Source organism: Frigoribacterium sp. AC394 (assembly GCF_979258095.1).
Map to the genome: position 1 here is coordinate 2738723 of NZ_OZ409834.1, position 12224 is coordinate 2750946.

Annotated in this window: 10 protein-coding genes; all 10 read left to right on the forward strand. The window is 70.2% G+C overall.

The window, feature by feature from the left end:
* The first annotated feature begins 255 nt into the window (after positions 1-255).
* The 10 genes from ACZZY9_RS12790 (at position 256) to ACZZY9_RS12835 (ending at position 12210) form a co-directional block, all read left to right on the forward strand.
* On the forward strand, positions 256-891 hold the full coding sequence (locus tag ACZZY9_RS12790) for a 50S ribosomal protein L25/general stress protein Ctc (RefSeq protein ID WP_463464357.1): 636 nt from the start codon (positions 256-258) through the stop codon (positions 889-891).
* A gap of 45 nt (positions 892-936) precedes the next feature.
* A complete protein-coding gene (gene pth / locus ACZZY9_RS12795) occupies positions 937-1527 on the forward strand; it encodes an aminoacyl-tRNA hydrolase (RefSeq protein ID WP_192059583.1) in 591 nt (196 codons plus the stop codon).
* A gap of 43 nt (positions 1528-1570) precedes the next feature.
* Positions 1571-5185, forward strand: a complete 3615-nt coding sequence (gene mfd / locus ACZZY9_RS12800; RefSeq protein ID WP_463464358.1) for a transcription-repair coupling factor — start codon at positions 1571-1573, stop codon at positions 5183-5185.
* Between the two features lie 31 nt (positions 5186-5216).
* Complete coding sequence (locus ACZZY9_RS12805; protein WP_463464359.1) at positions 5217-5981, forward strand: MazG nucleotide pyrophosphohydrolase domain-containing protein; 765 nt, start codon at positions 5217-5219, stop codon at positions 5979-5981.
* A gap of 336 nt (positions 5982-6317) precedes the next feature.
* The gene (locus ACZZY9_RS12810; protein WP_463464360.1) at positions 6318-6908 is read left to right on the forward strand and encodes a hypothetical protein; all 591 of its coding nucleotides are present in this window, start codon (positions 6318-6320) and stop codon (positions 6906-6908) included.
* 271 nt (positions 6909-7179) lie between these two features.
* Positions 7180-8394: a histidine--tRNA ligase gene (hisS, locus tag ACZZY9_RS12815; protein ID WP_463464361.1), complete on the forward strand. Its 1215-nt coding sequence runs from the start codon at positions 7180-7182 to the stop codon at positions 8392-8394.
* Positions 8395-8482: 88 nt separating this feature from the next.
* Positions 8483-9763, forward strand: a complete 1281-nt coding sequence (eno, locus tag ACZZY9_RS12820) for a phosphopyruvate hydratase (protein WP_463464362.1) — start codon at positions 8483-8485, stop codon at positions 9761-9763.
* Between the two features lie 93 nt (positions 9764-9856).
* Positions 9857-10396: an FtsB family cell division protein gene (locus ACZZY9_RS12825; protein ID WP_463464363.1), complete on the forward strand. Its 540-nt coding sequence runs from the start codon at positions 9857-9859 to the stop codon at positions 10394-10396.
* Positions 10393-10944 (forward strand): DUF501 domain-containing protein, encoded by a 552-nt coding sequence (locus ACZZY9_RS12830; RefSeq protein WP_463464364.1) that lies wholly within the window; start codon positions 10393-10395, stop codon positions 10942-10944. Before ACZZY9_RS12825 ends, ACZZY9_RS12830 begins: the two co-directional genes overlap by 4 nt.
* Positions 10945-10947: 3 nt before the next feature.
* Entirely contained in the window at positions 10948-12210 is a 1263-nt protein-coding gene (locus ACZZY9_RS12835) for a S8 family serine peptidase (protein WP_463464365.1), read from the forward strand.
* Positions 12211-12224: the final 14 nt, after the last annotated feature.

The following is a 12224-nucleotide window of genomic DNA, read 5'->3' on the forward strand; positions in this document are numbered from 1 at the left end:
CCGAGGGCCACGAGCCGAGGAGGCGCGGGTTGGCGACACGCCCGGGCCCCGTGTAACCTCGGAAGCTGAACTTCGGCGAGGGATGCGCAGGCATCCGTTATCGACGCGGTAGGCAGGCGCTCAGTCTCGGACGAGCGGGTCCTTCGGGGCCCGTCACCTCACGGCTGCGGGGTCTTTCCTCACGCGATACGCGTTCGAGTTGAAACCGACCACACATCCGGTCCGCCCCCGCGGCGGCCTCAGAAGGAGACACACATGGCTGACGCCAACAACCTGTCCGCTCTCGTCCGCACCAGCTTCGGCAAGGGCGCGGCTCGCAAGATCCGTGCGAACGACCAGATCCCCGCGGTCATCTACGGTCACGGCACCGACCCGCAGCACGTCACCCTCCCCGGTCACGAGACCATGCTGATCACGCGTCGTGCGAACGCCGTGATCACGCTCGACATCGAGGGCACCGAGCAGCTCGCCCTCGTCAAGGACATCCAGCGCGACCCGGTCAAGCAGACCATCGAGCACATCGACCTCATCGTCGTGCGTCGCGGCGAGAAGGTCACCGTCGAGGTGCCCGTGCACGTCGAGGGCGAGTCGTACCCCGGCACCATCCACGTGCTCGAGCTCAACGCCGTCGAGCTCGAGGTCGAGGCCACGCACATCCCGCAGAACGTCGTCGTGTCGATCGAGGGCCTCGAAGAGGGTGCGCAGATCACCGCCGCCGACCTGAAGCTGCCCTCGGGCGCGAACCTGGTCAGCGAGCCCGAGACCCTCGTGCTCGCCATCTCGGTGCCCCAGCTCGACCTCACGACCGACGCGGTCTCCGACGAGGACGGCGAGGCCGAACCCGCCGAGGGCGACGTCGACTCGATCGAAGACGAAGAGCGCTCCGAGTAACACCCCCTGCCGGCGCAGAACCACTGAAGAGACGATCGACGGACGATGGCATCAGACGATCAGTGGCTCGTGGTCGGGCTCGGGAACCCCGGGCCCGGCTACGCCGGCAACAGGCACAACGTCGGGCAGATGGTGCTGGCCGAACTGGCCCACCGTCTGTCCGTCGGCTTCAAGCGCCACCGCACCAACGCGACCGTCGCCGAGGGTCGCCTCGTGCCGGGCGGCCCGCGCTTCGTGCTCGCCAAGCCCGACACGTTCATGAACGTCTCCGGCGGCCCGGTGCAGGCGCTGCTCCGGTTCTACGACCTCGACGTGTCGCGCTTGATCGTCGTCCATGACGAGCTCGACATCGACTTCGACACCCTCAAGCTGAAGCACGGCGGTGGCCACGGCGGCCACAACGGTCTGCGCGACATCATCGCGGCGACCGGCTCGAACGAGTTCACCCGGGTGCGGGTCGGCATCGGCCGCCCGCCCGGGCGCCAGCCCGCTGCCGACTTCGTCCTGAAAGACTTCGGTGCCTCCGAGCGTCAGAACCTCCCGATCCTCCTCGCCGACGCGGCCGACGCGGTCGAGATGATCGCCGCCGACGGGCTCATCGCGGCGCAGCTCAAGTTCCACACCGCGAGAGACTGACGCTCGCGTCCCGCTCCGAGTCGGCACGGGTACCATCTATCGCGTGATACTCGCGGGCTTGATTCCGGCGCTTTCGCGCGCCTCCACCTTTTCGGCTGCCCTCGACCGGCACGGCAAGAGCACCGACTTCTCCGTCGTCGACGGGTTGCGCGTCCCTCTGCTGGCAGGTCTGCTCTCGCGGCGCGAGGGCCCTCAGGCTCTGCTCGTGGTCACGGCGACGGGGCGTGAATCCGAGGCCGTCCGGGGGTCGCTGACGAGCTTCCTGCCCGAGGCCGAGATCATCGAGTTCCCCGCGTGGGAGACCCTCCCGCATGAGCGGCTCAGCCCGAGCGCCGAGACGGTCGGGAAGCGCATCCACGCTCTGCGGCGACTCGCCGCGTGGTCCGAGCAGGCGGCTGCCGAGCCCGAGACGACGAAGCCGATCGTCGTCGTTGCCGGTGTGCGGGCGGCCCTGCAGCCCTTGGCCGACAATCTCGCGTCGATCGAGCCGGTGGTGCTCACCGTCGGCGATCGCGGGCACGACCTGTCGGCCATCGCCCTGCGACTCGTCGACCTCGCCTACGCGCGCGTCGACATGGTCACCCGGCGAGGCGAGTTCGCGGTGCGCGGCGGCATCCTCGACGTGTTCCCGCCGACGGCCGAGCACCCCGTCCGCGTCGACTTCTTCGGCGACGAGGTCGACCAGGTGCGGCGCTTCTCCGTCGCCGACCAGCGGAGCCTCGACGGCGAGGTCACGACGGTCGACCTCCCGCCGAGTCGCGAGATGCTCCTCACCGAGCAGGTGCGTCAGCGTGCCCGCGAGATGCAGCACGAGTTCCCGAGTCTCGCGCAGATGCTGGCGAAGATCGGCGAGGGCATCCCCGTCGAGGGCATGGAGTCCCTCGCTCCGGCCCTCGTGCACGGTCTCGTGCCGCTGACCCACTACCTCCCGGAGGGGGCCGCCATCGCCGTGCTGTCTCCCGAGCGCGTCGTGTCGCGGGCCCGCAGCCTGGCCGAGACGAACCGCGAGTTCCTCTCCGCAGCATGGAGCGCCGCGACCGCCGGCGCCGAGGCCCCGATCGACCTCGACGCGGGCGACTTCATCTCCCTGCGCGATCTCCGCGACTCCGCGGGCGAGCGCACGTGGTTCTCCCTGAGCACCTTCGACAGCGGCGAGGTCCTCACCGACGAGGAGGCGATCGCGTCGGCGGGCGACTACGTCCGTCTCGCGGCCGACGCGGTGCCGAGCTTCAGCGGTCATGCCGAGGGCGCCCTCGACCATGTCGTGTCGCGGCTCGCCGACGGCTGGAGCATCGTCGTGACCTCGCGCGGTGTGGGCCTCGTCGAGCGGGCGCGCGACGTGCTCGCCGAGCGCGGGGTCGCCGCGCGGCTGCACGAGTCGCTGCCCGAGTCGCTCGAGGCGGGGGTCGCGCACCTCGTCGCCGGCGGCGTCGAGGCCGGTTTCGAGATCCCCGACGCGAAGCTCGCGGTGCTGGGCGAGAGCGACTTCTACGGTCGATCGGCGAACTACGACTCGCGACAGGTCACGAAGCTCGCCAGTCGACGCAAGAACGTCGTCGATCCGCTGCAGCTCAAGCCCGGTGACGTCGTCGTGCACCAGACGCACGGCATCGGGAAGTTCATCGAGCTCACCAGCCGTGTCGTCAGCACCGGCGGCAAGAACGCCGTCAAGAACAGCCGCGAGTACCTCGTGCTCGAGTACGCGCCCTCGAAGCGCGGGTACCCCGGCGACAAGCTCTACGTGCCCACCGACCAGCTCGATCTGCTCAGCCGCTACGTCGGCGGCGAGGCGCCGTCGCTCAGCAAGATGGGCGGCAGCGACTGGGCCTCGGCCAAGAGCAAGGCACGTCGCGCCGTCCGCGACATCGCCGTCGAGCTGGTCAAGCTGTACTCGGCGCGGATGGCCAGCAAGGGCCACTCGTTCCCGCCCGACACCCCGTGGCAGCGCGAGCTCGAAGAGGCCTTCCCGTTCGCGGAGACCGCCGACCAGCTGACGACCATCGACGAGATCAAGGCCGACATGGAACGCCCGATCCCGATGGACCGCCTCCTCTCGGGCGACGTCGGCTACGGCAAGACCGAGGTCGCCGTGCGCGCCGCGTTCAAGGCGATCCAGGACGGCAAGCAGGTCGTCATGCTCGTGCCGACGACCCTGCTCGTCAAGCAGCACTTCGACACGTTCTCCGACCGCTTCGCCGGGTTCCCCGTGCATCTCCGCAGTCTCTCCCGGTTCCAGACCGCGAAGGAGTCCCGAGAGACGATCAAGGGCCTCGGCGACGGCACGGTCGACATGGTGATCGGCACGCATCGCCTCCTGAGCGAGGGCATCGTCTACAAGGACGTCGGTCTCGTGATCATCGACGAAGAGCAGCGTTTCGGCGTCGAGCACAAGGACGCGTTGAAGAAGCTCAAGACCAACGTCGACATCCTGGCGATGTCGGCCACGCCCATCCCGCGCTCGCTCGAGATGGCGGTCACCGGCATCCGCGAGATGTCCACCCTGACGACGCCGCCGGAAGACCGCCACCCCATCCTGACCTTCGTCGGCCCCGAGAGCGATCGGCAGAAGGCGGCGGCGATCCGTCGCGAGCTGCTGCGCGAGGGGCAGGTGTTCTTCGTGCACAACCGGGTGTCGAGCATCAACCGCGTCGCGGCGCAGATCGCCGAGCTGGTTCCGGAGGCGCGGGTGGCGGTCGCGCACGGACAGATGGCCGAGTCGTCGCTCGAGCAGGTCATGGTCGACTTCTGGGAGCGCAAGTTCGACGTGCTCGTCTCGACCACCATCATCGAGACCGGTCTCGACATCGCGAACGCGAACACGCTGATCATCGATCGCGCCGACAAGTACGGGCTCAGTCAGCTGCATCAGCTGCGCGGGCGCGTCGGACGGGGCCGTGAGCGCGGGTACGCGTACTTCCTGTACGACGCCGAGCGACCGCTCAGCGAGACCGCTCAAGACCGCCTCGAGACGATCGCGGCGAACAACGAGCTGGGCGCGGGCATGCAGGTCGCGTTGAAAGACCTCGAGATCCGCGGCGCGGGTAACCTCCTCGGCGGTGAGCAGTCCGGGCACATCGCCGGGGTCGGCTTCGACCTTTACCTCCGGATGATCGGCGAGGCCGTGGGGGCGTTCCGCGGCGACGTGGCCGAGGGGCAGACGGAGCTGCGACTGGAGCTCCCCGTCGACGCGCACATCCCCGACGAGTACGTCGAGAGCGAGCGACTGCGTCTCGAGGCCTACCAGAAGCTGTCGACGGCCAGCTCGCCGACCTCGACCGACGATCAGATCGACTCGGTCCTCGACGAGCTCACCGACCGGTACGGCACGCCGCCGGCGTCGGTCCTCGCACTCATCGAGGTGTCGAGGCTGCGCCGTGCCGCGCAGAAGATCGGTCTCAGCGAGGTCGTCGTCATGGGCGCCAACCTCCGTGTCGCCGGTCTCGATCTGCCCGACAGCATGCAGGTGCGGTTGCAGCGGATGTACCCGGGCTCACGCTGGTTCGGTCAGACGAAGTCGGTCAGCGTGCCCCTGCCACGACCTCACGGCGAGGCCCTGCCCGACGGCGAGCTGATCACCTGGGTCGAGCAGCTGATGACGGCGATCTTCGGTGCGGAGACGCCGCGTCCCGCCACCGACACCGCCGCGGCCGCCGGCTGACGACGCGACGGAGCAGGCCGAGGAGGCGCGGGTGACGAACGACGGCACCACCGGGACCGAGATCGCCGAGCTGGTCCGCGTGGTCGCCGCCCTGCTGTCCGACGACGGCGGCTGCGACTGGAACCGAGGGCAGACGCACGGGAGCCTCGTGACCTACCTGGTGGAGGAGACCGCCGAGCTCGTCGAGGCGATCGAGGAGGGGACGACGGCTGATCGCCGGGAGGAGCTCGGCGACGTGCTGTACCAGGTCGTCCTGCACTCCGCTCTGGCTGAGCGTCAGGGGGCGTTCGACCTGGCCGACGTCGTCCGTGACGTCACCGCGAAGACCGTGCGTCGTCATCCGCACGTCTTCGGAGACGACGAGGCCCGCGACGTCGACGACATCGTGCGGCTCTGGTCCGCCGCGAAGGCGCGCGAGAAGTCCGAGCGGACGAGCGCCTTCGACGGTGTGCCCGGCGGTCTGCCGGCGTTGGCCCGGGCTCAGAAGATCGACGGCCGACGTCGGGCTGCGGGTCTGCCCGCCGACGAGTCGCCGAGGGCGTTCGAACCGGGGGAGGGGGCCGCCGGGCCCAGGTCGGACGGAGGCTCGACCGGCGGACCCCCGGTCGACGACCCGACCGGGGGCGTCCCGGTGGACGACGAGCTCCTGCTCGGTCGTGAACTGGCGCGGATGGTCGACGTCGCGACGAGTCGGGGCATCGACGCGGAACGTGCACTCCGACGTGCCGTGCGAGAGCGTGAAGCACGACTGCGAGCGGTCGAGGCCGAGGGTAGGGCGCCCCACCAACCCGAATAGGCGGGGCGCCCTCACGTGAACCCCCCACGAGCGACCCCGATCGCGAAGATGGAAGTCGTCTGGCTGGTGTGTCACGTCGTCGCTGCCGGCACGCCAGAGAGGGATCAGACTCCATGGGCCTTGCAGCGATAGAGATAATGTAGAGCATCGTGCAGTAAAATGTCAAGGTTCATCCGACGAAACACACGAACGCAGACCACGCTGTCCGCTCGATGCCCTGCCATCGACCGACCGGTTGGTTCCTGTGCGGCGTCGACACACGTCTGTTATGGTCGCCAGACGACGGTCGGGGCCGCGCAGGGCGTCCCGACCCGTCCGCACGAAGGAGTGGCATTCATGCCTCGCAAGCCCGATCCGACACGCAAGCCCGAGTTGCTCGGCCAGATCATCGACCACCTCCGGTCGCGGAGCATCGCGACCGTCTCGTTCCGCACGCTCGCCGAGGCTCTCGGCGTCAGCACCTACGTCTTCGTCTATCACTTCGGCAACCGTGCCGAGCTGATCGCCGAGATCGTCCGGGCGGTCGTCGGCCGTCACGATCACCTCCTCCCCGCCGACGCCGCGTCGCTCGACGCGACCGCGTTCCGCGGGCACCTCGTCTCGTACTGGGACGAGGCGTCGAGCGAACGGGGTCTCGACCTCCAGCGTCTCGAGATGGAGTCGGCGCTGCTCGAGGTCGTCGCCGGCGACGAGCCGGGTGTCGCTCGACAGGCGGGCGCCCGCTGGCGCGAGGCCGTGTCGACGTGGCTCGTCGCTCAGGGCACCTCGTCAGAGGACGCCACCGTGCAGGCGCGGGCCTTCGTCGCCGAGGTCGAGGGGCTGCTCTACGACGCCGTCGTCGCCGGTGGCGCCGACGAGCCCGGTGCGGTGTTCGTGCGCCGCGTCGACGCGCTCGTCGAGGGTGCCGGGGCGACGTCCCGCGGCTGACACGCCGCTCGGCGGGTCGCCTGATCCGCCGCCACGACGCTGCTGGACGAAGAACGGGCCAGGTGCTCAGCACCTGGCCCGTTCGGGCGCCCTCACCGCAGGGAAGGTAGGGCGCCGTGACCCGGCGGCATGCAACCCGATTCACGCCGCTTGGTGCTCATACTGTACGTGGAATCTCACATGGAGCGCAAGTCGGGTCGGGGCGGGCTCGTCGCCCCCTCGGCTCTGAGAAGATGTCCCCATGCCGTCACACGTGAGCCCGCCCCGCGGGATGAGAGACTTCCTCCCCGCCGAGAAGCGTCGCCGGGAGCGCGTGCTGAGCACCATCCGCGACGTCTACCGCTCGTACGGCTTCGATGAGATCGAGACGCCCGTGGTCGAGTCGACCGACTTCCTCTACTCGGGGCTCGGCGGCGACAACGAGAAGCAGGTCTTCGCCGTGCTGAAGCGGGGTCTCGACGTCGACGATCTCCGGTCGGCCGACTCGGCGCTGGCGCTCGCCGACCTGGGGCTCCGATTCGACCTCACCGTGCCGCTGGCCCGGTTCTACGCCTCGCACCGCGCCGAGCTGCCGACGGTCTTCCGGTCCGTTCAGGTGGCGCCCGTCTGGCGTGCCGAGCGTCCGCAGAAGGGCCGCTACCGGCAGTTCGTGCAGTGCGACATCGACATCCTCGGCGAGGCCGGCCCGCTGGCCGAGATCGAGCTCATCTCGGCGACCACCGCCGTCCTCTCGGCGCTCGGCCTCGAGGGCACGTCGATCCGCATCAACGACCGCCGGGTGCTGCTCGGGGTCCTCTCGCACTGGGGTGCACCCGCCCACCTGACGGAGCAGGCGCTGATCGAGCTCGACAAGCTCGACAAGATCGGCGTCGAGGGCGTCGTCGAGCGTCTCCACGAGATCGGGGTCGAGCACGGCGGGCTGGAGGATGCGCTGCGCGAGCTCTCGACGGCCGACTGGTCGACGATCACCGGCGCCTCGCCTCCTGCCTGGCTCGACGTCGCCGCGGCCGCCGATCTGGTGGCGCTCCGCGAGGCCCTCCCCGGCGCGCGTCTCGTCTTCGACCCGACGCTCGTGCGCGGCATGGGCTATTACACGGGCACCATCTTCGAGGTCGCGCACCCCGAGTTCGGCTACTCGCTCGGTGGCGGCGGCCGCTACGACGGCATGATCGGGCGGTTCCTGGGGGCGGACGTCCCCGCCGCCGGCTTCTCGTTGGGCTTCGAGCGCATCGTCGACCTCGTCGACCAGGGCGACCCCGATCACGACGGTCTCGCGCTCGTGCACGACGCGGGCGTGCCCGCGGCCGAGCTCACGGCCCTGCGGGCGGCGCTGCTCGCACGGGGGGAGGCGCGGGTCCGCCTCGATCGGCGCGTCAAGAACCTCACGCGCCAGCTCGACGCCCTCGCCGAGTCCGGCTACACGCGCTTCGCCGTCGTGCGAGGCGGAGAAGGCGTCGACGACCTGCAGATCAAGACGCTCGGCTGACAGCGGGCCGTCCGCTGCGGGGCGGTGCCTCGCTAGGATTGGCGCGGACCTCGGTCCTGCGAACACAACGACTACTAAGGAGTTCTCCGTGGCAGCAATCGACGCCGTAGGCGCCCGCGAAATCCTCGACTCGCGGGGCAACCCGACCGTCGAGGTCGAGGTCCTGCTCGACGACGGGACGGTCTCTCGGGCCGCCGTCCCCTCGGGCGCATCGACCGGGGCCTTCGAGGCCTACGAACTGCGCGACGGCGACGCGAGCCGTTACCTCGGCAAGGGCGTGCTCAAGGCCGTCTCGGCGGTCATCGACGAGATCGGTCCGGCCGTCGAGGGCTTCGACGCCACCGACCAGCGCCTGATCGACGCGGCGATGATCGAGCTCGACGGCACCGACAACAAGAAGCGCCTCGGCGCGAACGCCATCCTCGGCGTCTCGCTGGCAGTGGCCCGTGCGGCCGCAGACTCGGCCGATCTGCCGCTCTTCCGCTACCTCGGCGGGCCGAACGCGCACACGCTCCCCGTGCCGATGCTCAACGTCATCAACGGCGGTTCGCACGCCGACAGCAACGTCGACATCCAGGAGTTCATGATCCTGCCGATCGGCGCATCGACCTTCGCCGAGGCGCTCCGATGGGGCGCCGAGACGTACCACGCCCTCAAGAGCGAGCTCAAGGCCAAGGGCCTCTCGACCGGTCTCGGCGACGAGGGCGGCTTCGCGCCGAACCTCGACAGCAACCGGGCCGCGCTCGACCTGCTCGTCGACGCGATCACCAAGGCCGGCTTCACGCCCGGCAAGGACATCGCGCTCGGTCTCGACGTCGCCTCGAGCGAGTTCTACGCCGACGGCTCGTACACCTTCGAGGGCGAGAAGCGCGACTCCGCGTTCCTCTCCGGCTACTACGCCGACCTGGTCGCGTCGTACCCGCTCGTCACCATCGAAGACCCCCTCGACGAAGACGACTGGGAGGGCTGGGCGCACCTCACGAGCGAGATCGGCTCGAAGACGCAGATCGTCGGCGACGACCTGTTCGTCACGAACCCGGAGCGCCTCGCGAAGGGCATCGAGGCCGGCGCAGCCAACTCGATCCTCGTCAAGGTCAACCAGATCGGCACGCTGACGGAGTCCCTCGACGCCGTCGCGCTCGCACAGCGCAGCGGCTACACGACCGTGCTGTCGCACCGCTCGGGTGAGACCGAAGACACCACGATCGCCGACCTCGCGGTCGCCACCGACGCCGGTCAGATCAAGACGGGCGCCCCGGCCCGCTCCGAACGCGTCGCGAAGTACAACCAGCTGCTCCGCATCGAAGAGGAGCTCGGCGACGCGGCGGTCTACGCCGGTCGCTCGGCCTTCCCCCGCTTCCGCGGCTAGGCACGGCTCCGAGAGGCCCGTCCCGCTTCGGCGGGGCGGGCCTCTCGGCGTTCCGTGACCGACTCGACGGGGCGGTCGTCTACCCTCGGAGTCATGTCCCGAGAGTCGAAGAGCAGGCGTCTGCCCGTCATCCTGCCCGAGACGGAGTCGGCCACGAGCGGTTGGCTCCGCAACATCCGCTTCTCTGGCTTCAGTCTCCTGATGCTCGTCATCCTGGTCCTGTTCGTCGTGATCCTCGCGCCGTCCCTCCGCACCCTCGTCCAGCAGCAGCAGCAGATCGCGGCCATCCAAGATGAGGTCGAGCGGCAGAAGGCCGATGTGACGGATCTCCAGGGCGATGTCGCGCGGTGGAGCGACCCGGCGTACATCGAGGCCCAGGCGCGCGACCGCCTGCTCTACGTGTACCCGGGCGAGTACAGCTACCTGGTGATGGGCGACGCGACGACCGACGCCCAACGGCAGCAGGCACCCATCAGCGACGAGCTGCAGACCCCCCAGGTCGACTGGATCGCCGCCATGACCTCGTCGGTGATCGACGCCGGTCTCAGCGACGAGCCGGCCACCGAGCTGATCGCCCCCGACATCGACGGCAGCGAGCTCCCCACCTCGACCCCGACAGGCGGCACCCCGTGACCACCCCTCCGTTCGACCCCGTGACCGAACTCGACGTGCGGATCGTCACCGCGCAGCTCGGGCGCCCGGCGCGCGACGTCATCGGCATCGCCGCCCGGTGCGCCTGCGGCAACCCCACCGTCGTCGCGACGAAGCCGCGACTCGGCGACGGCACGCCCTTCCCGACCCTGTACTACCTGTGCCACCCGGGCGCGACGGCGGCCGTCTCGACCCTCGAGGCGAACGGCGTGATGGCCGAGTTCACCGACCTGCTGGCCGCAGACGCCGATCTCGCCGCACGCTACCGGTCGGCCCACGAGGCCTACCTCGCCGACCGCGAGAGCATCGAGCACGTCGGCGAGATCGCTCACGTCACCGCGGGCGGCATGCCCGAGCGCATCAAGTGCCTGCACGCCGTGGTGGGTCACTCCCTCGCCGCCGGCCCCGGGGTCAACCCGCTCGGCGATCTCGCGCTCGACCGTGCGACATGGAGCCCCGACGTGTGCCGGTGCCCCGACTACCTGGCCGACGGAGACCCGGCCGCGCGCGCCTCCGGCGGGGATGTCTGACCCGTGCCCGAGCTGACGCTGCGGACGACCTCGGCGACGATCGCGGCGCTGGCCCTGGCGGTCGTCGTCGTGGTCGCCCCGGGGGGCGCGGCGCGAGCCGACGCCATCCGCGACGACCAGTACTGGCTCGCCGACTACGGCATCGAGCAGGCCTGGCAGTCGAGCCGCGGTGCCGGGGTGACCGTCGCTGTGATCGACACCGGCGTCGACTCGTCGGTCGCCGAGCTCGAGGGCGCGGTCGTCGGTGGCACCGACGTCTCGGGTCAGGGCTCGGCGGACGGCCAGACGCCCGTCGGCACGGACGACCCGACGCACGGAACCCTCGTCGGCTCGATCCTCGCGGGTCGGGGGACGGCGTCCGGTGACGGCGTCATCGGCGTCGCTCCCGAGGCCGATCTGCTGTCCGTCTCGGTCGGCTTCGGGTCGGATGCCGTCGACTCCGACACGCAGATCGCCGAGGCCGTCCGGTGGGCGGTCGACAACGGGGCCGACGTGATCAACATGTCCCTCACGCGCAACACCCTCGACTGGCCGACGAGCTGGGACGACGCGTTCCTCTACGCGATGCAGCACGACGTCGTCGTCGTGGCCGCGGCGGGCAACCGGGGCAGCGGCACGACCGAGGTCGGGGCGCCGGCCACCATGCCGGGGGTGCTCACCGTCGCCGGCGTCGACCGTTCGGGCCAGGCGAGCTTCGATGCCTCGAGTCAGGGCATCACCATCGGCGTCGCGGCGCCGAGCGAGAAGCTCGTCGGGGTCGGACCGGGCGACGTCCACTACAGCTGGAGCGGCACGAGCGGTGCGACCCCCATCGTCGCGGGCGTCGTCGCCCTCGTGCGGGGCGCGCACCCCGAGCTCGACGCCGACGACGTCATCAACCGGGTGATCTCCACGGCCGACTCGCGCGGCACGACCACGCCCGATCCGCTCTACGGCTACGGACTCGTCGACGCCGCGGCCGCCGTCGGCGATCGGGTGGCCCCGGTCGAGGCGAATCCCATGGGCGATCTCGCCGAGTGGATCCGACTGCACCGGCGGGCCGAGGTCCCCGTCGCCACCCCGTCGTCGACGGCCGAGGCGGCACCGGCTCCCGTCCCCACCCCGAGCGTCGACCGCGACGACCGCCTCCAGGCGCTCATCCCGACGGTCGAGTCGATGCGGTCGACGGGCATCCCGCTGATCGTCTTCGGGCTGTTCGGGGCGGCCCTGCTCGGCGTCGCGCTCGGCGCTCTCCGCCAGTTCAGGCGGCGGCGCCACCAGGAGTAAGGTCTTTACGGACA

What these genes read in the sequence shown, in the direction of transcription:
- ACZZY9_RS12790 (WP_463464357.1), top strand. Translation starts at nt 256, where the DNA reads ATGGCTGACGCCAACAACCTGTCCGCTCTCGTCCGCACCAGCTTCGGC.
- pth (WP_192059583.1), top strand. Translation starts at nt 937, where the DNA reads ATGGCATCAGACGATCAGTGGCTCGTGGTCGGGCTCGGGAACCCCGGG.
- ACZZY9_RS12810 (WP_463464360.1), top strand. Translation starts at nt 6,318, where the DNA reads ATGCCTCGCAAGCCCGATCCGACACGCAAGCCCGAGTTGCTCGGCCAG.
- hisS (WP_463464361.1), top strand. Translation starts at nt 7,180, where the DNA reads ATGAGAGACTTCCTCCCCGCCGAGAAGCGTCGCCGGGAGCGCGTGCTG.
- ACZZY9_RS12825 (WP_463464363.1), top strand. Translation starts at nt 9,857, where the DNA reads ATGTCCCGAGAGTCGAAGAGCAGGCGTCTGCCCGTCATCCTGCCCGAG.